We start from the raw sequence: 22,061 nt of genomic DNA, 5'->3' as shown, positions 1-22,061 counted from the left end.
TCCTCAGCCCGCGTAGGCGGCGGCGAGGGTGTGGAAGGACTCCTTCGGCTCCCAGGACATGTCGGGGTAGGCGGTGCCGTGGCCGTTCTCGAGGACCTTCACGACACCGTACGAGGCCAGGTCGAGGTCGTGGGCCGGGTCGTCCGGACGGTACGGGAGCTCGTAGCCGGCGAAGGTGAACCAGAAGGCGCTGTCGACGCCCTCCCGCTCGAAGATCTCCAGTAGTTCCCGCAGGTAGGTCGCCTGCTCGACCTCGTCCCGTACGTAGTCGCCGTTCAGGCGGGGCGGATCGGAGTCGCGGTCGACGATCGCCCAGCCGATCCCGCCGCGGCCGGCGGCGCCGCGGTAGGTGCAGCAACCGAACTCGGTGACCGCCACCGGCTTGCCGTGGGCGAAAAGCGCGCGGAGCTCCTCGACGTACCGGTCGGCGTTCTCCGCGGCGCGGTAGGCGTCGGCGGAGACGAGGTCGAACGGCGTCCAGTCGATGCTCTCCCAGGGCCCGGCGGCGTACGTGATCCGCCCGCCGAACCGCTTGCGGGCCGCCGCCACCGTCTCGGCGAAGAAGGCGTTCACCCGTGCGGGGACCTCGCGCATCGTCGCGTACACGGCGGGGTCGCCGGAGGCGAGTGCGGCGATCCGGGCGTAGACGTCCTCACCCGGGATGAACCCGGCGGCGAAGAGGCTGACCTCGCAGCCGGTGACGAGGACGGTCTCGGCGCCGCCGCGCCGGAGGTCCTCCGCGCGTTCGGCGCAGTCGGTGAAGAGCGGCAGCATCCGCTCGGGGGTCAGTTCGCACGGGAAGGGGGCGAACCAGATCTCCAGGCCGGCCGCGGCGGCGTGCTCGGCCGCGACGGTCAGCCGTTCGGGATCGCCCCCGGAGATCCGTACGGCGGTGCAGTGCAGGTCGTCGGCAATGATCCGCATCTCCCGCCGTACGACGCCGGGGTCGAAGACCTCCCGGGTGGTGCGCCCGCCCGGCAGGAGACCGGTGTCGTAGTTGATGCCCTTGGCACGCATCGTTCGTCTCCTTCGAGGGGTCAGGACGCGGTCTCGGCGTCGATCAGCTTCTCCATCGGCCGGGTCGCGGCCCCGCCGACGACCATCCCGACGGCGATCGCGCCGAGCAGGAGGACGGTGGACAGCCAGGCCATCGTGTCGATGGGCAGGGTGAACTCGCCGAGCAGGGCCAGGCCCCAGATGAGGGTGTAGCGCCGTTCGACACGCCGGAACGCCGCGGATCCGGCGGACAGCCGGTCCCACGCGGCGATCCGCGCGGCGTCGCCCTTCGTCATGAACGGCTTGAGGCCGGCGGACATCAGCGGGCGGCCGCGGAGCGCGGAGATCAGGATGCCGAGGCCGATCACGCTGCTCAGGCCGGAGTCCTTGGCCGGCATCAGCCGGGCGTCGCCGGTCACGAAGCTGAGCGCGATCCCGGCGACGTTGACCGCCGGCATCAGGCCCGCCAGTCCGTTGAACACGCGGTGGCGGACCGCGTCGACGACCGCGTGCACCGCCGGGACCACGCCGCTGAGTGCCAGCGAGGTGACCACGTCCACGCCCAGGCCCTTGTGCAGGAGGTAGTACCCGCCGGTGGGGATGGCGACGTCCACCACCAGCGGCGTCAGGGTGCGGACCAGTTCCCGGCGCGCGGGCCGGTCCGCCGGCGCGGCGCCCGTGGATCGCGGGGCGGCCCGGTCGGCCGTCATGGTCTGCGTCATCTTCGTTCCTCGCTCGGCTTCGTCGTCGGGTCAAGCCTCGCGGGAACGAAGGGCCGTCCGGCAGATCCGTCTGTCCACGGTCGACCGGTACGGATGTCACGGGGCCGGCCCCGATGACCGGCCCCGTCGATCAGTCGCCGGCGCTGCCGCCGTGCCTGCCCTTCGCGCACTTGCTCGGGTCGTCGCGCAGGCAGACCTTGCCGCCGCTGACGCGCAGGCCGACGTCGTCGTACGCGGTGACCCACCGGGCGGCCATGGCCTTCTGGGCCTTGGCGAGCGGGACGAGACCGGAGCAGACCGCGTCGTTGAGCTTGTGCTCGACCGCGTCCTTCGGGTTCGGGATGTGCCCGGGTTCCACCCACAGGTTGCGCGGGTCGTCCGGCGCGCCGCCGAGCTCGAGCGGGATCAGGTGGTCGTACTCCCCCGTGGCGCTCCGGCTGAGGCTGTAGGAGCGGGCCGACTTGGCCTTCATCGCGTTGGTCTTCGAGGTCGGCGGCCGGACCGTCTTGGTCCAGCCGACCTTGCAGATGGTCTGGTCGATGTTCGACTGCTTCACGTCCGGGTTGATGGCACCGGGCGTGCAGTCCGGGTCCGGGAGCGGCTGGCCGTCACGGCTGCCGACCTTGCAGGTGCCGGGCGAGGGCATCGGGGCGTCCGGGTTGTCGACCGGCAGCCTGCTCCCGGAGGCCGTGGACGAGGAGGAACCACCGCCGTGGTCGCTCGTGTTCGTCACGCCGTTGGCCTTGCACCCCGCGGCGAGCACCACCGGGAGGATGATCGAAACCGCTCCTGCCTGCGTTCGCCATCGTCGCAGCATCGTCGCACCGTCCAAGGTTTTTACTCATCGTTTGCCCACTTATGACGGATGAATGCTGCCATATCGAGATGAGAGGTGAATCGGGCGATTTGACCTGCAGAGCGAACGGCGCAAGGACTCTCGGGGGCCCGGCGCGGGCGTCGAACAGAATCGCTAGCCTTGCTAACCATGTACGACGCGATGATGGCCGAAACGATCCCGCTGACCGGCCACAGCGGCGACCCGATCGAGGCGTACCTCGCCCGGCCCCTCGGACCGGGTCCGTACGGCGGTGTGGTGGTCATCCACCACATGCCCGGCTACGACGAGCCGAGCAAGGAGATCGTCCGTAAGATCGCCGCGCACGGCTACGCGGCGATCATGCCGAACCTGCACTACCGCGACGCGCCCGGCGCCTCTCCGGACGACGCGGCGGCCGCGTCCCGCGCCGCGGGCGGCGTGCCGGACGAGCGGCTCGTCGGCGACGTCGACGCCGCCGCCCGTTACCTCAAGGGCCTGACCTCCTCGAACGGCAAGGTCGGCACGATCGGCTACTGCTCCGGCGGCCGCCAGTCCTTCCTGGCCGCCTGCTCGCTCGACCTGGACGCGGCGGTGGACTGCTACGGCGCGTTCGTCGTCGGGGAGGTGCCCGAAAACTTCCCGATGGCGGTGCGGCCCATCGTCGACCTCACCCCGAACCTGTCGTGCCCGCTGCTCGGCCTGTTCGGCGCCGAGGACCAGTACCCCTCCCCCGACCAGGTCAAGGAGCTGGAGGAGGCGCTCAAGCAGCACGGCAAGACCTACGACTTCCACGTGTACGAGGGCGCCGGCCACGCGTTCTTCGCCGTCGACCGGCCGTCCTACCGGCCGCAGGCCGCGAACGACGGCTGGCAGCGCGTCTTCTCCTGGTTCGACCGTTACCTGGGAGCCTGAGATGTGCACTTACGTCACCGAGACGGTGAGGATGGCGGGCAGCGGGAAGGGGCCCGACGGCTGGTTCCCGCTGACGCAGGCGTCCGTGTACGTCGACCACCCGTTCCACGCGCCCTTCGAGCACACCGTGAACATCGACTTCGCCGCGCCGGAGCTCGGCCCGGCGGCGCGGGTCGCGGTGGAGCTCACCGAGGAGTCGGCGCTGGCGCTCATCGACGCCATCAAGGCGGCCCTCGCCGCCGCGCCTCCCGGCATCGCCGCCGCCGGCTGACCGCCCCGACGGCCGGGCGGGGCCGATGACGGCACCGCCCACTCAACGGCACGATCCGCCCGACGGGGGACGGCGACGGGCGTCGCCGTCCCCCGTCGGGCGTTCGGGCATCATCCGGAAGACGCGCGCATTCATCCCCAAGGGGGGCGGGGTGTAGTGCCGAAGAGTGACGACGGGCACAAAGCCGCTCCACTAGGTTCGGAGCATGTCCATCATCGCCACCCGGGGGCTGTCCATGCGGTTCCCCGGCGTGCTCGCGTTGGATCAGCTGACCGTCGACATCGAGCCCGGTGTCGTCGGGCTCGTCGGAGCCAACGGCGCGGGCAAGTCGACGCTGATCAAGATCCTCCTCGGCCTCCTCGAACCCACGAGCGGGCAGGCCCAGGTGCTCGGCTTCGACGCGGCGCGCGACTCCATGAAGATCCGTGAGCTGGTCGGCTACATGCCCGAGCACGACTGCCTTCCGCCGGACGTGTCGGCGACCGAGTTCATCGTGCACGTCGCCCGGATCTCCGGCCTGCCGCCCACCGCCGCCCGCGAGCGCGCCGCCGACACCCTGCGCCATGTCGGGCTGTACGAGGAGCGGTACCGCCCGATCGGCGGCTACTCGACCGGTATGCGACAGCGCGTCAAGCTCGCCCAGGCCCTCGTCCACGACCCGAAGCTCGTCTTCCTCGACGAGCCCACCAACGGGCTCGACCCCGCCGGGCGCGACGAGATGCTCGCCCTCGTACGGCGGATCGGCGGCCAGTTCGGCATCAGCGTCCTGGTCACGTCCCACCTGCTCGGCGAGCTCGAACGCGTCGCCGACCACCTGGTGATCATCGACGGCGGGCGCCTGCTGCGGTCCCAGGCGGTCTCGGCCTTCACGCAGGTCAGCGGCGTGCTCGTGGTCGAGGTCGAGGAGGAGATGGACCGCCTCGGCGAGCACCTGGCGCGGACCGGGCTGCACGTACGCCCCGACGGCCGCCTCCTGCTCATCGACATCGCCGACGAGTCCACCTACGACGTCGTACGCGACTCGGTCGCCGACCTCGGCCTGGCGCTCGTCCGCATGGAGAACCGCCGCCACCGCATCGAAGAGGTGTTCTCGTGACGAGCGTCATCCACGACATCGGGTACCGGCACTACGACGGCAAGCGCCTCGGCCGGGCGTACGCCGTCCGGTCCCTCTTCACGCACAACCTGCGCGCGACGTACGGCCTGGGCCGGCCGGTCAAGGCGAAGATCATGCCGTTCCTGCTGTGCGCGATCATGCTGATGCCCGCGGCGATCAGCGTGGCGGTCACGGCGATCGCCGCGCAGGTCGGAGCCGGCCGGGACATCCAGCTCATCCGCTACTCCGCCTACGCCATCTACCTGCAGCCGCTGATCGCGATCTTCCTGGCGGCGCAGGCGCCGGTGCTGGCCTCCCGCGACCTGCGGTTCCACGTCACCCCGCTGTACTTCTCCCGGCCGATGAGCCGTCTCGACTACGTCCTGGCCAAGTACGGCGCGTTCGCGACCGCGCTGTACATGCTGCTGGCGACACCGGTGACGATCCTGTACATCGGCGCGCTCGTCACGAAGCAGAAGCACATCGGCTCCCACACCGTGCACTGGCTCGCCGCCCTCGCCGGATGCCTGATCTTCGCGCTGGTGCTCGCCGGTCTCGGACTGGTCGTGGCCGCGTTCACGCCGCGCCGCGGGTTCGGTGTCACGGCGGTGATGGCGGTGTACCTGCTCAGCACCACGGCGGTCGCCGCCGTCCAGGGCATCGCCGAGAACCAGACGCAGTTCGGAGTCGCCCAGTGGGCGGGCATGTTCGCCCCGTTCAACCTGGTCGACGGCGTGCAGGTCTGGGCGCTGCGCGCCAAGGCGTCCGCGCCGGAACCACCGCCCTCCGGCCTCGGCGGGCCGGTGTTCACCCTCGTGTGCGCCGCCCTCATCGTCGGCTGCGTCGCGATCCTGTACCTGCGCTTCCGGAAGGCGGGCGCCAAGTGAGCCGACCGCAACGATCGTTCCCGCGCGACGCGGACGAGGAGGAAGCGTGAGCGTGCTCGAACTCCGGGACGTCTCCCGGTGGTACGGCAACGTCGTCGCCGTCAACGGCGTCACGATGACGATCGGGCCGGGCGTCACCGGCCTGCTCGGGCCGAACGGCGCCGGCAAGTCCACCCTGATCCACATGATGGGCGGCTTCCTCGCCCCCTCCAGTGGACAGGTGACCGTCGACGGGCAGCGCATCTGGAAGAACCCGTCGGTGTACCGCCACATCGGGCTCGTGCCCGAGCGGGAGACCGCGTACGACTTCCTCACCGGCCGCCAGTTCGTCCGCGCGATGGCCAAGCTGCACCGCCTGCCGAACCCCGAGGCCGCCGCCGAACGCGCCCTCGCCATGGTGGAGATGACCGGCCCGGCCGACCGGATCATCGGCAACTACTCCAAGGGCATGAAGCAGCGGGTCAAGATGGCCTCCGCCCTGGTCCACGACCCGCCGGTGCTGCTGCTCGACGAGCCGTTCAACGGCATGGACCCGCGCCAGCGGCTGCACCTGATGGACCTGATCCGGAAGATGGCCGCCGAGGGCCGTACGGTGCTGTTCAGCTCGCACATCCTCGAGGAGGTCGAGCGGCTCGCGCACCACATCGAGGTGGTGATCGCCGGGCGGCACGCCGCCTCCGGCGACTTCCGCGCCATCCGGCGGCTGATGACCGACCGGCCGCACATGTTCCTCGTCCGCTCCAGCGACGACCGGCGCCTGGCGGCGGCGCTCATCGCCGACTCGTCGACGCGCGGGGTCGAGCTGACCTCCGGCGGTCTCGAGATCGAGGCCGTCGACTTCCGGCGGTTCTCCCTCGTGCTGCCGCAGGTGGCGCGTGAGGCGGACATCCGGCTGTGGGAGGTCGCCCCCGCCGACGAGTCCCTCGAAAGCGTCTTCTCGTACTTGGTGGCGTCGTGAACCCTGTCATTGCTTCCATCACGTTCCGCGCCATGCTGAGCAGGCGGCGGATCCTGCTGCTGTTCCTCCTGCCCGCGTTGCTGCTGGTCCTCAGCATCGGCCTGCGGGTCAGCGGGCACGCCGACCTGGACAACGCCACGATGCTGCTCACGCAGTTCGGGCTCGGGGCGCTGCTGCCGCTGCTCGCGCTGCTCGCGGGCACCGGCGTGATCGGGCCGGAGATCGACGACGGCCAGATCATGTACATCATGACCAAGCCGATCGCGCGGCCGGTGATCTCCACGACGAAGTACGTGGTCGCGGTCGTCCTCGTGGTCGCCTTCGGCGTCGTGCCGATGTTCGTCGCGGGCGTCATCATGACCGGGCTGACCGCGGGCCTGGCGACCGGCTTCGCGATGGGGGCGCTGGTCGCCGGCGTCGCCTACTGCGCGCTGTTCCTCGCGATCGCGGTGCTCAGCCGGTTCGCGGTGACGATCGGCCTGATCTACGCGCTGGTCTGGGAGAACCTCATCGCCCGGTACGCCTCCGGCGCCAAGACCCTGTCGATCCGCCAGTGGGGCATCAGCGTCACCGACATGGTGAGCAACGCCACTGCGGTCAAGGCGAGCGTCGGCTCGTCCACGGCGGTCCCGCTGCTGATCGTCGTCACCGTCGTCGGCGTCGCGTACGCCGGGTGGAAGCTGCGCACGCTCTCCATCACCGGCACCGACTGATCCCGCGCTCAGGGTCGATCGCCTGTCATCGGATCGGGCGATCGACCCGCGGTGTCACTCGAGGACGAACGTGACCAGCATGTTGACCTTGTAGCCGCTGATGTTCCCGTCCTCGGAGAGCTGGACCTCCATCTCCTTGATCCAGGCGGACTGGAGCTTGCGCAGGGTCTCCGCGGCCCGGCTGATGCCGACCTTCACGGCGTCCTCGAAACTCGACTCCGAGATCGCGCTGATCTCGGTGACACGCGCCACTGATGCCATGGGTACTCGACCTTCGCCTCGTGGGAACCGCCGCTGGGCGGCGCAGCCGTCGTGATCGGCGTACCCGCATGGTGACGGACGGTATCGACCGGTCGCGTAAAGCGATGACGAAGGTCGTGCGGTCCGCGGTCAGAGGGCGGTGCGGACGGCCTCGGCGAGGCGCTCGGCGACGGCACGGGCCTGGTCCTCGGTCTGGGCCTCGACCATAACGCGCACCATGGGCTCGGTGCCGCTCGGGCGGATGAGCACCCGGCCGCCGTCCCCCAGCTCGGTCTCGGCGGCCTGGACGGCGGCGGCCAGCTCGGGAGAGGTCTTGGCCTTGGACTTGTCGACGCCCTTGACGTTGATCAGCACCTGCGGGAGGCGGTTCATGACCTTCGCCAGCTCGTCGAGCGGGCGACGGCGGTGGGCGATCGTGGACAGCAGGTGCAGCCCGGTGAGCACGCCGTCCCCGGTGGTGGCGTGGTCGAGCATGATGACGTGGCCGGACTGCTCGCCGCCGAAGGCGTACCCGCCGGCCTTCATCGCCTCCAGGACGTACCGGTCGCCGACCGCGGTCTCAACGACGTTGAGACCCTGGTCGCGCATCGCGAGCTTGAACCCGAGGTTCGACATGACGGTCGCGACGACCGTGTCGCCGGGCAGCTTTCCGGTGTCGCGCAGCTCCAGGGCCAGGATCGCCATGATCTGGTCGCCGTCGATGGCCTCGCCGGAGGCCGTGACCGCGAGGCAACGGTCGGCGTCGCCGTCGTGGGCGATGCCGGCGTCTGCGCCGTTCTCCACCACGGCGCGCTGCAGGCGCTCCAGGTGGGTCGAGCCGTACCCGTCGTTGATGTTCAGGCCGTCGGGCGAGGCGCCGATCGCGATCACCGTCGCACCGGCGCGGCGCAGGGCCTCCGGAGAGACGCCCGAGGCGGCGCCGTGCGCGCAGTCGACGACGACCTTCAGGCCGTCCAGCGAGCCGGGCAGGGTCGACAGCAGGTGCGCGATGTAACTCTCGACCTCGCCGTGCGCGTCGCGGACCCGCCCCACGCCGGGGCCGGTCGGGCCGGACCAGTCCTCGCCGAGGTGGGCCTCGACCTGGTCCTCGATCTCGTCGGCGAGCTTGTGCCCGCCCCGGCCGAAGAACTTGATGCCGTTGTCGGGGGCGGGGTTGTGCGAGGCGGACAGCATCACGCCCAGGTCCGCGCCCAGCGACTGGGTGAGGTACGCCACGGCCGGCGTCGGCAGCACGCCGAGCCGGAGCACGTCGACCCCGGCGGAGGCGAGCCCGGCGACGACGGCGGCCTCCAGGAACTCACCGGAGGCGCGTGGATCCCGGCCGACGACGGCGACGGGACGGTGCCCCTCGAACGCGCCGACCTCACCGAGGACGCGGGCGGCCGCGACCGACAGGTCCAGCGCCAGGGAAGCCGTCAGGTCGCGATTCGCGACTCCGCGTACGCCGTCGGTTCCGAACAGACGCGCCACCACAACACCCCACGATCGAACGCACGAAACGGTCGCGTCCGGACACGCCCGCCGGGCCGCGACCCCGGAAAAAAGCGATCAGCGGTCCCGCCGGAGGGCGGGACCGCCGAAATCCTGTCCACGAGCCCGGAACAAGCTCTGAGCCGCCACCTGGGCGGAACCGGGCCGGTGGACAGGCGCGATCAACGCTTGCTGTACTGCGGAGCCTTACGGGCCTTCTTGAGGCCGTACTTCTTCCGCTCCTTGGCCCGCGCGTCACGAGTCAGGAAGCCGGCCTTCTTCAGGGCCGGGCGGTTGTCCGGGTCGACCAGCTGCAGGGCGCGCGCGATGCCGAGGCGCAGCGCACCGGCCTGGCCGGTCACGCCGCCGCCGCCCACGCGGGCGATGACGTCGAACTGGTCTTCAAGGCCCAGGGTCACGAACGGCTCGTTCACGACCTGCTGGTGGACCTTGTTGGGGAAGTACGTGTCCAGGGAGCGACCGTTGATCGTCCACTTCCCGGAGCCCGGGACGATGCGGACGCGCGCGATGGCCTCCTTGCGACGGCCGGTGCCGGCGGCCGGGCCGGTCAGCACCGGGCGCGGAGCTTCGTCGGCGACGACCTCCGGGGACTCGGTGGTGTAGTCCCCCACGTACTCTTCGAACTCGGCGCCCTCGAAGGACGTCTCGACACCGGTGGGCTCGGCCACGGTACTCCTCAGGATCTCTTTCGGATGCCGCGCGTTACTGCGCGATCTGCTTGATGTCGTAGGGCACCGGCTGCTGAGCCTGGTGCGGGTGGTCGGGGCCGGCGTAGACCTTCACCTTGCCGAACATCTTGCGGCCCAGCGTGTTCTTGGGAAGCATGCCCTTGATCGCCTTTTCGACCGCACGCTCGGGGTTCTTCTTCATCAGGTCGGAGTAGGCGACGGACCGCAGACCACCCGGGTAACCGGAGTGGCGGTAGGCCTTCTTCTGCTCGAGCTTCTTGCCCGACAGCGCCACCTTGTCGGCGTTGATGATGATGACGAAGTCACCCGTGTCGAGGTGCGGGGCGTAGATCGGCTTGTGCTTACCCCGAAGCAGCGTTGCGACCTGGCTGGCCAGCCGACCCAGCACGACATCGGTCGCGTCGATGACGTGCCACTGACGCTGGACGTCAGCAGGCTTAGGGGTGTAGGTGCGCACGGTCGTAAGCCTTCGTTTCGTGTCTGACAACAGAGATGGGTCCGCCGGACGGCCTTGCCGCCGCAGGCCCGGTGGGTCGAGCGACCCGCTGACGGGCACGCTGACGCACACAACGAACTAGCAGAATACCGGTCCACACGCCAGCGGGCAAAGCGAGCGTCCGGGACCGTCCTCCATCGTCACGACGCGACGATCGTACGGCTGTCCTCTTGGACACCCTATACCGGGAACTATCGGAGAACGCCGGACTTGACCCGCTTGGCGGGCATATAGTGCTGGTCCTCCGCAGCCCCCCGGGAGGATCCCCTGTCCGCGAAGCGCGTCAAACGCCGCGTCCAGGCATTCGTTCTGCTGGCCATCGCGGTCTTCGTCTCCGGCGGCATCGCCGCCCGATCGCTCTGGAGTGCCGCGCAGCAGCACAATCCGACACCGGCCACCACGCCCGCGCGCGACGTCGCCGTCTTCCCCAGCCCCGAGGGATCGGCCGTACGTCCCTCCGCCGACGTGAGCCCGTCGGCCCGCCCGGCCACGTCGGCTCACCGGTCCAAGAGCCCGGCGAAGCGGAAGACGCCCAAGCACAGCGCCACCCCGCGCGCCACCCGGTCCTCCACGGCCGCCCCCACGCCGTCGAAGACCACGAGCAGGCAGGCGGCGGCGGAGAACGCCGTGGTGCGCCTCACCAACGCCCAGCGGGCCGCGCACGGCTGCACGGCCCTGCGGATCGACACCGGGCTGCGGACGGCGGCGCGGTTGCACTCCGCGGACATGCGTGACCGGAATTACTTCGACCACAACTCGCCGGACGGGCGGACCCCCTGGGACCGCATCAAGGCGGCCGGTTACACGAGCCCCGGCGCGGAGAACATCGCCAAGGGCTACGCCACCCCGGAGGCCGTCGTACAAGGCTGGATGAAGAGTCCCGGCCACCGGGCGAACATTCTGAACTGCAGTCTGAAAGCCATCGGAGTCGGCGTCGCCTATGGCTCGGGCGGCCCCTGGTGGACGCAGGACTTCGGCTTTAAGTAACCGCCTGAACACGCATATGAGCAGGTAGGGTCGCGTTCATGGCTTTTCCGGGTGATAAACAGCAACCCGGCGGCTGGGCATCTCCGCAGCCGCCGCAGTCGCCGTACGGCCCGGCCGAGGACCAGGCCTCCCGCGGCGGTTCGCTCTTCGATCCCTCGTACGGCTCCGGCCCGTCCCAGGACGCGGACCCCGCCGGCCCGTACGGCGGTCCGGGCTCCTACGACGGGTACGCCGCCGAGCAGCAGGGCGGTTACGGGCCGGAGACGCGGTCCTACGGCCAGGACGCCGGCGGTTACGGTGCCGGCGGCTACGGCGCCGGACCCGGCGGTCCCGAGGACGACCCGTACGGCGGCGCGGGCCGGTACGACGCTCCGGGCGGCTATGACGCTCCGGGCGGTTACGACGGCGGGCCCGGTGGACCCGGCGGACCCGGCCGGTACGGCGCGGTGCCGGGCGGGGGCGGCCAGGACGCGCTCGCGTTCGCGCCCGGCGGCGACGAGCGGTCGGGCGGGAGCAAGAAGAAGCCGCTGATCATCGGCGCGGCCGTCGCCGCGGGCGTCGTCGTCATCGGCGGCGGATCGGCGCTCGCGCTGTCCTCGGGCGGCGGCGACCCCAAGCCGAAGCCGACCGCGATGGCCTCCAAGCCCGCCGCGGCGCCCCCGCAGACCCCGACCGCGGTCCCCACCCCCACGCCGACCGAGACCGGCAAGGGGCAGCAGCTCGCCTCACGGACGACGGACCCGAAGCCGCTCACCCTGGCCGAGGTCTTCAAGAACAAGAGGTTCAAGGCCGGCGGGCGCACCTACGTGCTGACCACGCGGCGTTCGGACACCAAGTGCGCGAACGGCGTACATGGCACCACCTTCCGCAAGGCCCTCGTCAAGGCGGGGTGCACGCAGGTGCTGCGAGCGACGTACACCAACGGCAAGTTCGTCGGCACCATCGGCGTGGTCAATCTCAAGACCGAGACCACGGCCAAGGCCGCGCAGCGGGCGTCCCGCCCGAAGGACGCGTACATCCTGCCCCTGCCCGGGGCGGGGAGCACCAGCAAGGTCGGCAAGGGCCTGTCGCTGACGACCGCGGACCCCGAGGGCCACTACCTGATCATGAGCTGGGTGCAGTACCCGAATGGCAAGAAGATTGCGCAGAGTGACTACAGCGGCGTGACCGCATTCGTGCAGAATGTGACGATCGGTAGCAATCTGCGACCGGCCCTGAACTACCGGTCAATGGTCGGCAAACCCGCATAATGGACAACCGCGCGCTAATACTCTAGTGACCCATGTCTGGCCGTGACGTGACTTTTGTACCGTCCGTAACGGAAGGGTCGGAGCCTCCGCCGCAACCGGCACCACCAGGCCGCCGCGCACCGGCTGAGAATCCCCTCGCGACCCCCCAGGCCGCCGATGCGTCGCCGGACGACCCGGCCCGTTCCGGACCGCCCCCGACGCCCGACGACGCCGAGGAGAGCATGACCCCGCCACCCCCTCGTCCCGGATCGCCCGCGCCCGACGCGGAGGACCGGACGACGGCCCCGCCGCAGCGACCGACGGCCGCGACGCCCTCGGACCTCCGTTCCGACCGGCCGACCGGCCCCAGCACGGCGGGCGCGTCTCCCCAGCGTCCGGCAGACGCCTCCCAGCAGCACCACGCCGCTCCGGGCTCCACGTCCGGCCCGGGCTCCACGTCCGGCGGGGCCACGGACGTCTCGAACGCCGCCCACGGCCCCGCCGACGGCCCGGCCTCGCCCGAGCCGGGCCTGATCCAGGGCGCCGCCGAGAAGACCGTGACGGACGTCCTGGAGCCCGAGACGGGCGGCGCCCTGCCCAAACTGCCCGTACCGCTGCGGACGGAGGGCCCGCCGTCCTCCGCGGCGGAGAACACCCTGCCGCCGCTCACCCCCGACGCGATCCTGCCGCCGGGCACGGTCCCCGAGGCCCCGCCGGAGCCCGACCCGGAGCCGGAGATGGGCGCCACGCGTCCCACTCCGCAGATCGGCTCCGGCGACCCTGGCCCGGGCCCGCACGCCGGAGGACCCGACGGCCCGCGTGGTCCCGGCCGGCCCTCGCGCGGCGCCGCGGGCGCCGCCGGGGCCCGTGGGGCGCTCCTCATCGGCGCCGGCGCGCTCGCCGCGCTGGTGCTCGGCGGCGGTGGCGTCATCGCCTACACCACGGTGTCCAACGACGCGCCGAAGGAGCACACGGCCGCCGCTCGCCCGACCCATGTCTCGCAGCCGCCGCCCACGCCCAGCGCGGCCGCTCCGACGCCCACCAACACGTCGGCGAAGCCCAAGCCGAAACCGAAGCCCAAGCCGACGCCCATCGACATCAGGGACGAGAAGAAGGACCCCAAGCCGCTCAGCGTCACCGAGGTGTTCCCCGACCCGACGCTGCAGATCGCGGGCCACTCGTTCATCCGGATGAAGACCGTCCCGAACGACCACTGCGACCTGACCGCCAACGGCACCTTCAGCAAGGAGCTGACCCGTCAGCACTGCCGCCGGGTCGTACGGGCGACATTCGTCTCGGACGACAACAAGATCGCGGTGACGACGGGCATCGCGGCGATGCCCACCGACGCCGCCGCGGCCGCGGCGATGAAAGCCCAGGACCCCGCCCACTACGACAAATGGTTCCGCGGGATGAAGGCCAGCGGCGCTCCGAAGATCGACCAGGCGGGCGGTTGGGCGGTGAGCGTCCAGCGCGGCCGGTACATCATCTACGCGTACGCGATGTACGCCGACGGGCACAGGTTCAAGTCGGGCGACAAAACGCTCAGGGACGTCGCGAACGGCTTCCGGGACGACACCGTCAAGCCGATCGAGGTCCGCGAGAAGAGCTGACCCACCGGCCACGCGTGCCGTCCCGCACTGGGAGCCGGAACACGTGCCTCGGCTCCGTGCCCCGGACTTCCCCACCGCACGAGGGGCGTCAGCCGGCCTGGCGCTCCTCGGGGGCGGTCCCGCCGAGGACCCGGACGCGGCGGGTCTCCTGGGCACGGCTGGCCAGCAGGCCGGCCTCCGGGTACGTGACCTCCTCCAGCGTCAGGCCGTGCGGCGGGAGCACCTGCACCGCCGAGTCCCGGACACCGGCGGACAGGACCTCGGCCGGCCAGTCGACCGGACGCCGCCGGTCGCCGACCGACAGCAGCGCGCCCACGATGGCGCGCACCATGGAGTGGCAGAAGGCGTCGGCCACGACCGTGGCGACGGCGACGTCGGCCGACTCGCGCTCCCAGTCGTACCGCAGCAGCCGCCGGATCGTCGTCGCGCCCTCACGTTTACGGCAGTACGCGGCGAAGTCGTTCTCGCCGAGCAGCAGCGCGGTGGCGGCGTTCATCCGGTCCAGGTCGAGAGGACGGGGGTGCCACAGCACCTCGTGGCGGCGCATCGGGTCGACGCCCACCGGGTTGTCGCAGACCCGGTACGCGTAGCGACGCGACAGCGCGGAGAACCGCGCGTCGAAGCCGTCGGGCGCCTGCGCGATCCGCCAGATCCGTACGTCGGGCGGGAGCACTCCGGCCATCCGGCGCGGCAGCGTGCCGCCCACCTGGGAGTAGGCCGCCACGGGAACCACCACGTGCGCGACCTGGCCGCGCGCGTGCACCCCGGCGTCCGTACGGCCCGCGACCGTGAGGACCGGCGGTGGGTCCAGCCGCAGCACCCGGCCCAGCGCGTCCTCGATGACACCCTGGACGGTGCGCCGCCCCGGCTGCCGCGCCCAGCCCGCGAAACCCGACCCGTCGTAGGCGAGGTCGAGCCGGAGTCGTACGAGAGCGGTCATCGGGATCGCGGCGCGTCGGTCTCGGCCCTCGGACCGAACGCGGAACGCCGCCTCCCCCCTTCTGTTACCGTGAGCGAGTCGGTGACGGCGCGGCGGAGTCGCGTCCCGGCGTGCCACGCGGGCACGCCGAGCCCCTCGGCCTTCGGGCGGAGGCGCGGACGGCGGACCACCGGCTTCTCCTTCACTGAAGAGCGAACGTCCCTGAGGGGTGAACGTCGCGATGCGGATCGACGGCTCCCGCCTGCCGGCGGCCGGGTGGCGCCGGAACCGGCGGCCGAGCTCGTCGGACCCAAGTCTTTCAAACAACGAGCCCGCCGTCCCGTAGGGGCACGGCGGGCTTCGTCGTAAACGTTGCCTACTACTTCTCTTCGGCCTCGGTGTCGTCCGCCGCGGCCTCCGCGGCCGGGGCCTCGGCCGCCGGCTCCTCGGTCGCCGCCGGGGTCTCCTCGGTCTCCTCGGCGGCGGGCGCCGGGGCCTCGGTGGCCGGAGCGGCCGTCGTCCGGGTCGTCACCGCGGACGGCGCGGCCTCCTCGACCAGCTCGATCAGCGCCATGGGGGCGTTGTCGCCCTTGCGCGGGCCGAGCTTGGTGATCCGGGTGTAGCCACCCGGGCGGTTCTCGAACCGCGGGCCGATCTCGGTGAAGAGCGTGTGGACGACGCCCTTGTCCCGCACGACGGTGAGGACCTGGCGCCGCGCGGCGAGGTCACCGCGCTTGGCCTTGGTGATCAGCTTCTCCGCCAGCGGGCGCAGCCGCCGGGCCTTGGCCTCGGTCGTCGTGATGCGGCCGTGCTCGAACAGCGCGGTGGCGAGGTTCGCCAGGATGATGCGCTGGTGCGACGGGCTGCCGCCGAGACGAGGGCCCTTGGTGGGCGTGGGCATTGATCCTTCTCCTTGTTTCAACCCGCACCGGCCGTACGAGGTACCGGTGTCGGTCCGGCGGGGCCACGGCCCCGCCGAGTGTCGGTGACCGGTGGCGGCCCGCGGGCCGCCACCGACCATCAGTCAGACTCAGTACTGCCCGGTGCCGCTCAGTACTGCTCGGTCTCGGCGTAGCTCTGGTCCTCGTCGCCGTAGGCGTCCGCCGCCGCCGTCGGGTCGAACCCGGGCGGGGAGTCCTTCAGCGTGAGGCCCATGTCGTTGAGCTTCTGCTTGACCTCTTCGATCGACTTGGCGCCGAAGTTGCGGATGTCGAGCAGGTCCTGCTCGCTGCGGGCCACGAGCTCACCCACGGTGTGGATGCCCTCGCGCTTGAGGCAGTTGTAGGACCGGACCGTGAGGTTGAGCTCCTCGATCGGCAGCGCCAGGTCCGCCGCGAGCGCGGCGTCCGTCGGGGACGGGCCCATGTCGATGCCCTCGGCCTCGACGTTGAGCTCCCGGGCCAGGCCGAACAGCTCGACCAGGGTCTTGCCGGCGCTCGCCACCGCGTCGCGCGGCAGCATGGCGGGCTTGGTCTCGACGTCCACGATCAGCCGGTCGAAGTCGGTGCGCTGCTCGACACGCGTCGCCTCGACCTTGTAGGTGACCTTCAGGACCGGGGAGTAGATCGAGTCGATCGGAATCCGGCCGATCTCCTGGCCCGGCTGCTTGTTCTGCGCGGCGGAGACGTAGCCACGACCACGCTCGACGGTGAGCTCCATCTCCAGCTTCGCCTTGTTGTTCAGCGTGGCGATGTGGAGCTCGGGGTTGTGCACCTCGACACCGGCCGGCGGCGCGATGTCGGCGGCGGTGACCTCACCGGGGCCCTGCTTGCGGAGGTACATCACGACCGGCTCGTCGTGCTCGGAGGAGACGACGAGCTCCTTGAGGTTCAGGATGATGTCGGTGACATCCTCCTTGACGCCCGGGATCGTGGAGAACTCGTGCAGCACGCCCTCGATCCGGATGCTCGTGACGGCGGCACCCGGGATGGAGGACAGGAGCGTACGGCGGAGCGAGTTGCCGATGGTGTAGCCGAAGCCCGGCTCCAGCGGCTCGATCGTGAATCGCGACCGGAACTCGTCGACCTGCTCTTCGGTGAGAGTCGGTCGCTGGGCGATGAGCATTTCTTACTTCCTTCCCGCGGCGCCCGCTATTTGACTGCCGCGATCTCGCACTGCGGGGCGCACGCCGTGAGGCGTGCGCCCGCACGAGTGGACGTCAGCGCTTGGCGTACCACTCGACGATGAGCTGCTCCTGGACCGGCGCGTCGATGTGCTGCCGGACCGGGAGGGAGTGCACGAGGATGCGCATCCGGTCGGGGACGACCTCGAGCCACGCCGGGACCCGGCTGTCGCCGGCCTCGGCGCGCGCCACCACGAAGGGGGTGTCCTCGAGGGACTTCTGGCGCACCTCGATGATGTCGCGCTCGCTGACGCGGTACGACGGGATGTCGACCTTCTTGCCGTTGACCAGGAAGTGGCCGTGCTTGACCAGCTGCCGGGCCATGTCGCGGCTCTTGGCGAAGCCCGCGCGGTAGACCACGTTGTCGAGGCGGCGCTCGAGCAGGCTCAGCAGGTTGTCACCCGTCTTGCCCGTCCGGCGGTTCGCCTCCTTGTAGTAGTTGACGAACTGGGCCTCGAGGACGCCGTAGATGCGGCGGGCCTTCTGCTTCTCCCGGAGCTGGAGCATGTGCTCGCTCTCCTTGGGACGGCCGCGACCGTGCTCACCCGGCGGGTACGGGCGGATCTCGATCGGGCACTTCGGGCCCTCGCACTTGCTGCCCTTGAGGAACAGCTTCATCTTCTCGCGGCGGCACAGCTTGCAGTCGGCGCCGGTGTATCGAGCCATCTCTCTCTTCCCTAACTCAGACGCGGCGGCGCTTGGGCGGCCGGCAGCCGTTGTGCGGCACCGGGGTGACGTCCTGGATCGAACCGACCTCGAGGCCGGTCGCCTGCAGCGACCGGATCGCGGTCTCACGGCCCGAACCGGGGCCCTTCACGAAGACGTCGACCTTGCGCATGCCGTGCTCCATGGCGCGGCGGGCGGCGGCCTCGGCAGCCATCTGAGCGGCGAACGGCGTCGACTTACGCGAGCCCTTGAAGCCCACGTGACCGGCGCTGGCCCAGGAGATCACGGCGCCCACGGGGTCCGTGATCGTGACGATCGTGTTGTTGAACGTGCTCTTGATGTGGGCGTGCCCGTGAGCGACGTTCTTCTTTTCCTTCCGGCGCACCTTCTTGGCGCCGGCGCGGCTCTTTGGCGGCATCTGCTCTCAAATCTCCTGGAGGTCGTCGATCCGTCGGCCCCGGGCGGGGGCCGAGGACTACTACTTCTTGCCGGCCTTCTTCTTGCCGGCGACGGTCTTCTTCTTGCCCTTGCGCGTACGCGCGTTGGTCTGCGTCCGCTGACCGTGCACCGGCAGGCCCCGGCGGTGTCGGATGCCCTGGTAGCAGCCGATCTCGATCTTGCGACGGATGTCGGCCTGGATCTCGCGGCGCAGGTCGCCCTCGATCCGGTAGTTGGCCTCGATCCAGTCACGGAGCTGGATCAGCTCGTCGTCACCGAGCTCGTGGACGCGACGGTCACCGCTGATGCCGGTTTCCTTCAGCGTCTCGAGGGCACGGGTACGGCCGATGCCGAAGATGTAGGTGAGAGCGACCTCGAGGCGCTTGTCGCGCGGGAGGTCGACGCCGAGGAGGCGTGCCATCTCGGGCAGTTCCCTTCTGTTTCACGGAGGTCTGCGCCCCGCATCCCCGCCCCTGCCCGGGCGGGGCCCCGGCCTCCGACCGGGGGTTGCTCCTCATCGGAGCCGCGGAACGTCGGAATATGCGCGACCGCGCCAGGTCACCCGTGGCGCGGCCTGTTCAGTTGTCAGCCCTGACGCTGCTTGTGGCGCGGGTCATCGCAGATGACCATGACCCGGCCGTGCCGCCGGATGATGCGGCACTTGCTGCAGATCTTCTTGACGCTCGGCTTGACCTTCACTGGGTCTCCTCGTACAGGGTCACCCCCGCGCTGCCGAGCCATAGGCGAACACGCACAAGCGGCTCACCAACCGACTATACGCGGGGAAGGCAACCCCAGTGGGTGGTTACTTGTATCGGTAGACGATCCGACCGCGCGTGAGGTCGTAGGGGCTCAACTCCACGACGACGCGGTCGTCGGGCAGGATCCGGATGTAGTGCATCCGCATCTTCCCGCTGATGTGGGCGAGCACCTTGTGCCCGTTGTCGAGCTCTACCCGGAACATGGCGTTCGGGAGCGACTCGACGACGGTGCCCTCGATTTCGATGGCCCCTTCTTTTTTGGGCATGTCCTCCGCGCTTCGCTGATCGGTTCGTCAGGAGAACGGCCACCGCGGGACACCCGAACACGCCTGAGAGGCATGCGGGCATGAGCCAACACGGGACCGACAAAAGAGTCTACGTCACGCGACACGAAATCCGAAATCGGCACCGGCCTCGTGTCGCGGGACCCACTCCCCGCACCGTCCAACACCGGAACGACCGCGTTTCATCCCACCGACCCCAACTCGTTGATCTCAACCCGTTGGTCGCGGCCCGTTGGTCGCGGGCGCCCGGGCGACGCAGGACGACCCTGCGCGCGACGAGGTGCCGTCCGTCCTCGTCCGCGGCGGCCAATCTCATTCCGGCCAGGCGTTGCTCTGGATGATCTGGACGAAGTCCGCCCGCTCGAAGGCCGGGTCGAAGTACGCGAGGACGTCGTCGTTCATGGTGCCGAAGGTGGTGTCGGGCCGGTCCGCCATGCCCTCGTAGAACGCGCGCAGGATTCGGCGCTTGAAATCCGGTCGAGGGTGGGCCAGGACTACGGCCCGCCTGTCGGCGTCACTGATCTGGTCGAGGTCGAGGCCGAGCACGTCGGTCTCCACCCCGAGCGTGGCCACGCCCACCTCGGGTCCCAGGCGCAGCGGCACCTCGGGCGTGGTGTGAAGGGCGATGGCGAGCCAGACGTCGCGGGCTTCGCCCTCGGACCGGCCGTGATCGCGGAGGAACCCGTACGCGGCATCCGCGCCGTCGATCTCGAAGCGCTGCCCGGTGGTACGGAACTTCCGGGTCAGTCCGAGGTCGTGGAACACGCCGCCCACGTAGGCGAGTTCGGGGTCGACGTCCACCCCCCGCGCCCGGGACTTGAGCATTCCCCACAGGAAGACGCGCCGAGAGTGGTGGAACACCGTGTCCCCGACCACCGGGTCGTCCGCGGCGTCCCGGGTGACCTCGGTCGCCGCGCGGACGAGGTCGGTCTCGGGAATCTAGGGCGCGTCCGGCGGATCATGGGCCAGGGCAGCACGGCCGCACGATCAGGCAGTGATCAGCCTGATCTCGTACAGTCCTGCGGAACATCACAAGATCCACCGGACAGGCCCTAGCGGTGCTCCTCGGAGCCGCCGAAGAGCTGCCCGGCCAGCATGAGCGCGCCCCACGGACCGGCCACCCAGATCCACCAGGGGTACCAGGCGCCCGCCGTCACGGCGGTGAGCAGCCAGATCACGATGCAGACCAGGTTGACCGACGCGTACGTCGCCCAGCCCGCCCGCATGCCCTTCCGGTAGAGACCGTTCCCGGGACGGCGGGCCGGAGTCGACTGCCGGTACGCCGGCACCGGCAGCTCGTACATGTCCTCCTCGGGCAGGTCGCTGGTGACCTTCTGCAGGTCACCCAGCGTCCGGGCGCGGTAGGCGAGGTCGAGGCGCTCGTTGAGCTCGTCGACGGCGATCCGTCCCTGAGCACAGTGCTCCCGCAGCGCCGCCGCGACCCGATCGCGATCGGCGTCGGAGGCGCGGATCTCAGGATTGAGCGGCATCGTCGATCCTCTCCCTCAGGAACCCCCGGATTCCTTAATCAGAGGCTACGCCGCAGAACGCCGCTTTCCACGACCACCGCCCCGGCCGATCTTGCCGGCCGCCCCGCAGCGCGCCCGCCAGGCCGGACGCGCGGCCGTCGAACGGTCTCGGACGTTGCGCGCGGCCGTCGTGCGCTCTTTGACGTGACGTACGGCCGTCGAACGGTCTTTGACGTGACCTGCGGCCCTGCGAGCGGTCAGGCGCCCTTGAGGCGGGCGCCGCCGTCGAGTGCGGTGAGCACCCAGGGGCCGTCCTCCGTGACGGCGAAGGTGTGCTCGAAGTGCGCAGAGCGGCGTCCGTCACCGGTGATGACGGTCCACTCGTCGTCGAGCAGCAGCGTCTCCGCCGTACCGAGGTTGACCATCGGCTCGACCGCGAAGCACATGCCCGGCACCAGGACCGGTCCACGGCCCGGCAGCCCGTAGTTGGGCACCGCCGGGTCCATGTGCATCTCGGTGCCGATGCCGTGGCCGACGTACTCCTCGACGATGCCGTACTCGCCCTGCCCGCGGATGTAGGTCTCGATCGCATGACCGATGTCGCTGAGCCGAGCGTCGACCTTCCCGGCCGCCAGCCCCCGCCACATCGACTCCTCGCAGACCTCCAGCAGCCTGCGCTCCTCCGGCGTGATCTCCCCGACCGGAACCGTCACCGCCGAGTCGCCGTGCCAGCCGTCGACGATCGCGCCGCAGTCGATCGAGATGACGTCACCCTCGGCCAGCACCTTGGACGGGCTCGGGATGCCGTGCACGATCTCCTCGTTGATCGAGGTACAGATGCAGGCGGGGAACCCCTGGTAGCCCTTGAACGACGGCGTCGCGCCCTCGGACCGGATCGACTCCTCCGCGATCGCGTCCAGGTCCGCCGTCGTGATGCCCGGCTTGACGGCCTCGGTGAGCCGCTGCAGCGTACGGGCGACGACCAGGCCGGCCTCCCGCATCACTTCCAGTTCGCCACGGGACTTGATCTGAATGGCCGGCTTACGCTTCTTCCACACTCTTATGCTCCGCAGGTAGATCCGAGCGCGTCGGGAGGGATCCGGCGCACCTCGCCACCGCGGGACTCGCTGCCGCGCTCATTCGCACACGCGCTTCGTGGCCGGCTCGTACCTCACCGGCCACTGCGCTCGCTCGTCGGTTTGCGCAGCACTCATCGCCGCGCACAACCTCCTCACTCACTACGCGGCCGGCTCGTACCTCACCG

Annotated in this window: 28 protein-coding genes; 9 read left to right on the top strand and 19 right to left on the bottom strand. The window is 70.4% G+C overall.

Features of this window, described 5'->3' with window-relative positions; genetic code table 11:
- Positions 1-3: 3 nt before the first annotated feature.
- From NE234_RS15245 to NE234_RS15235, 3 genes are all read right to left on the bottom strand, one after another.
- Positions 4-1,017 (bottom strand): hypothetical protein, encoded by a 1,014-nt coding sequence (locus NE234_RS15245; RefSeq protein WP_252780867.1) that lies wholly within the window; start codon positions 1,015-1,017, stop codon positions 4-6.
- Positions 1,018-1,037: 20 nt separating this feature from the next.
- Positions 1,038-1,718 (bottom strand): VC0807 family protein, encoded by a 681-nt coding sequence (locus tag NE234_RS15240; protein WP_252780865.1) that lies wholly within the window; start codon positions 1,716-1,718, stop codon positions 1,038-1,040.
- A 130-nt stretch (positions 1,719-1,848) separates the two neighbouring features.
- On the bottom strand, positions 1,849-2,535 hold the full coding sequence (locus tag NE234_RS15235; protein WP_252780857.1) for a hypothetical protein: 687 nt from the start codon (positions 2,533-2,535) through the stop codon (positions 1,849-1,851).
- Between the two features lie 168 nt (positions 2,536-2,703).
- Here NE234_RS15235 and NE234_RS15230 point away from each other — a divergent pair, with 168 nt between their 5' ends.
- From NE234_RS15230 to NE234_RS15205, 6 genes are all read left to right on the top strand, one after another.
- A complete protein-coding gene (locus NE234_RS15230; protein ID WP_252780855.1) occupies positions 2,704-3,447 on the top strand; it encodes a dienelactone hydrolase family protein in 744 nt (247 codons plus the stop codon).
- A gap of 1 nt (position 3,448) precedes the next feature.
- Positions 3,449-3,718 carry a DUF6295 family protein gene (locus NE234_RS15225; protein WP_252780853.1) on the top strand — a complete coding sequence of 90 codons (270 nt, stop codon included), beginning with the start codon at positions 3,449-3,451 and terminating at the stop codon, positions 3,716-3,718.
- A gap of 205 nt (positions 3,719-3,923) precedes the next feature.
- Positions 3,924-4,814, top strand: a complete 891-nt coding sequence (locus NE234_RS15220) for an ABC transporter ATP-binding protein (protein WP_252780839.1) — start codon at positions 3,924-3,926, stop codon at positions 4,812-4,814.
- Positions 4,811-5,701, top strand: coding sequence for an ABC transporter permease (locus NE234_RS15215; RefSeq protein ID WP_252780837.1), 891 nt, complete (start codon positions 4,811-4,813; stop codon positions 5,699-5,701). The genes NE234_RS15220 and NE234_RS15215 overlap by 4 nt, the downstream gene beginning before the upstream one ends.
- 46 nt (positions 5,702-5,747) lie before the next feature.
- Complete coding sequence (locus NE234_RS15210) at positions 5,748-6,659, top strand: ABC transporter ATP-binding protein (protein ID WP_252780835.1); 912 nt, start codon at positions 5,748-5,750, stop codon at positions 6,657-6,659.
- Positions 6,660-6,691: 32 nt separating this feature from the next.
- The gene (locus tag NE234_RS15205) at positions 6,692-7,372 is read left to right on the top strand and encodes an ABC transporter permease (protein WP_252780834.1); all 681 of its coding nucleotides are present in this window, start codon (positions 6,692-6,694) and stop codon (positions 7,370-7,372) included.
- Positions 7,373-7,426: 54 nt separating this feature from the next.
- On the opposite strand, the gene NE234_RS15200 is transcribed toward NE234_RS15205, so the two are convergent.
- From NE234_RS15200 to NE234_RS15180, 5 genes are all read right to left on the bottom strand, one after another.
- Positions 7,427-7,633 carry a dodecin family protein gene (locus NE234_RS15200; protein ID WP_252780824.1) on the bottom strand — a complete coding sequence of 69 codons (207 nt, stop codon included), beginning with the start codon at positions 7,631-7,633 and terminating at the stop codon, positions 7,427-7,429.
- 129 nt (positions 7,634-7,762) lie between these two features.
- Positions 7,763-9,103, bottom strand: coding sequence for a phosphoglucosamine mutase (glmM, locus tag NE234_RS15195; RefSeq protein ID WP_252780821.1), 1,341 nt, complete (start codon positions 9,101-9,103; stop codon positions 7,763-7,765).
- A gap of 182 nt (positions 9,104-9,285) precedes the next feature.
- A complete protein-coding gene (rpsI, locus tag NE234_RS15190) occupies positions 9,286-9,792 on the bottom strand; it encodes a 30S ribosomal protein S9 (RefSeq protein ID WP_252780809.1) in 507 nt (168 codons plus the stop codon).
- Positions 9,793-9,826: 34 nt separating this feature from the next.
- Positions 9,827-10,270: a 50S ribosomal protein L13 gene (gene rplM / locus NE234_RS15185; protein WP_252780793.1), complete on the bottom strand. Its 444-nt coding sequence runs from the start codon at positions 10,268-10,270 to the stop codon at positions 9,827-9,829.
- Between the two features lie 536 nt (positions 10,271-10,806).
- The gene (locus NE234_RS15180) at positions 10,807-10,950 is read right to left on the bottom strand and encodes a hypothetical protein (protein ID WP_252780780.1); all 144 of its coding nucleotides are present in this window, start codon (positions 10,948-10,950) and stop codon (positions 10,807-10,809) included.
- On the opposite strand from NE234_RS15180, the gene NE234_RS15175 reads away from it, so the two are divergent.
- The 3 genes from NE234_RS15175 to NE234_RS15165 all read left to right on the top strand — a co-directional run bounded on the left by NE234_RS15175 (position 10,937) and on the right by NE234_RS15165 (position 14,138).
- Positions 10,937-11,296 (top strand): CAP domain-containing protein, encoded by a 360-nt coding sequence (locus NE234_RS15175; RefSeq protein WP_252780777.1) that lies wholly within the window; start codon positions 10,937-10,939, stop codon positions 11,294-11,296. The genes NE234_RS15180 and NE234_RS15175 overlap by 14 nt on opposite strands.
- Before the next feature lie 38 nt (positions 11,297-11,334).
- Positions 11,335-12,546, top strand: coding sequence for a hypothetical protein (locus NE234_RS15170; protein WP_252780984.1), 1,212 nt, complete (start codon positions 11,335-11,337; stop codon positions 12,544-12,546).
- 221 nt (positions 12,547-12,767) lie between these two features.
- Positions 12,768-14,138, top strand: a complete 1,371-nt coding sequence (locus NE234_RS15165; protein ID WP_252780762.1) for a hypothetical protein — start codon at positions 12,768-12,770, stop codon at positions 14,136-14,138.
- Positions 14,139-14,226: 88 nt separating this feature from the next.
- On the opposite strand, the gene truA is transcribed toward NE234_RS15165, so the two are convergent.
- The 11 genes from truA to map all read right to left on the bottom strand — a co-directional run bounded on the left by truA (position 14,227) and on the right by map (position 21,855).
- The gene (gene truA, locus NE234_RS15160; protein WP_252780759.1) at positions 14,227-15,078 is read right to left on the bottom strand and encodes a tRNA pseudouridine(38-40) synthase TruA; all 852 of its coding nucleotides are present in this window, start codon (positions 15,076-15,078) and stop codon (positions 14,227-14,229) included.
- Between the two features lie 358 nt (positions 15,079-15,436).
- Positions 15,437-15,958 carry a 50S ribosomal protein L17 gene (gene rplQ, locus NE234_RS15155; protein ID WP_252780745.1) on the bottom strand — a complete coding sequence of 174 codons (522 nt, stop codon included), beginning with the start codon at positions 15,956-15,958 and terminating at the stop codon, positions 15,437-15,439.
- Between the two features lie 149 nt (positions 15,959-16,107).
- Positions 16,108-17,121: a DNA-directed RNA polymerase subunit alpha gene (locus NE234_RS15150; RefSeq protein ID WP_252780730.1), complete on the bottom strand. Its 1,014-nt coding sequence runs from the start codon at positions 17,119-17,121 to the stop codon at positions 16,108-16,110.
- 94 nt (positions 17,122-17,215) lie between these two features.
- Positions 17,216-17,845, bottom strand: a complete 630-nt coding sequence (rpsD, locus tag NE234_RS15145; RefSeq protein WP_252780715.1) for a 30S ribosomal protein S4 — start codon at positions 17,843-17,845, stop codon at positions 17,216-17,218.
- A gap of 16 nt (positions 17,846-17,861) precedes the next feature.
- Entirely contained in the window at positions 17,862-18,263 is a 402-nt protein-coding gene (gene rpsK, locus NE234_RS15140; RefSeq protein WP_252780568.1) for a 30S ribosomal protein S11, read from the bottom strand.
- Between the two features lie 60 nt (positions 18,264-18,323).
- Positions 18,324-18,704 (bottom strand): 30S ribosomal protein S13, encoded by a 381-nt coding sequence (gene rpsM, locus NE234_RS15135; protein WP_252780566.1) that lies wholly within the window; start codon positions 18,702-18,704, stop codon positions 18,324-18,326.
- A 164-nt stretch (positions 18,705-18,868) separates the two neighbouring features.
- Positions 18,869-18,982, bottom strand: coding sequence for a 50S ribosomal protein L36 (gene rpmJ / locus NE234_RS15130; protein WP_252780562.1), 114 nt, complete (start codon positions 18,980-18,982; stop codon positions 18,869-18,871).
- A 106-nt stretch (positions 18,983-19,088) separates the two neighbouring features.
- On the bottom strand, positions 19,089-19,310 hold the full coding sequence (gene infA / locus NE234_RS15125; protein WP_067912209.1) for a translation initiation factor IF-1: 222 nt from the start codon (positions 19,308-19,310) through the stop codon (positions 19,089-19,091).
- Positions 19,311-19,640: 330 nt separating this feature from the next.
- The gene (locus tag NE234_RS15120) at positions 19,641-20,204 is read right to left on the bottom strand and encodes an HD domain-containing protein (protein WP_252780560.1); all 564 of its coding nucleotides are present in this window, start codon (positions 20,202-20,204) and stop codon (positions 19,641-19,643) included.
- Between the two features lie 176 nt (positions 20,205-20,380).
- Positions 20,381-20,818: a DUF1707 domain-containing protein gene (locus NE234_RS15115; protein ID WP_252780558.1), complete on the bottom strand. Its 438-nt coding sequence runs from the start codon at positions 20,816-20,818 to the stop codon at positions 20,381-20,383.
- Between the two features lie 236 nt (positions 20,819-21,054).
- Positions 21,055-21,855 carry a type I methionyl aminopeptidase gene (map, locus tag NE234_RS15110; protein WP_252780556.1) on the bottom strand — a complete coding sequence of 267 codons (801 nt, stop codon included), beginning with the start codon at positions 21,853-21,855 and terminating at the stop codon, positions 21,055-21,057.
- Positions 21,856-22,061 lie beyond the last annotated feature (206 nt).

It is taken from the genome of Actinoallomurus rhizosphaericola (assembly GCF_024055675.1).
Taxonomy (GTDB): domain Bacteria; phylum Actinomycetota; class Actinomycetes; order Streptosporangiales; family Streptosporangiaceae; genus Actinoallomurus; species Actinoallomurus soli.
Note: the sequence above shows the minus strand (reverse complement) of the source record. Positions and strands in the feature narration are given on the sequence as shown.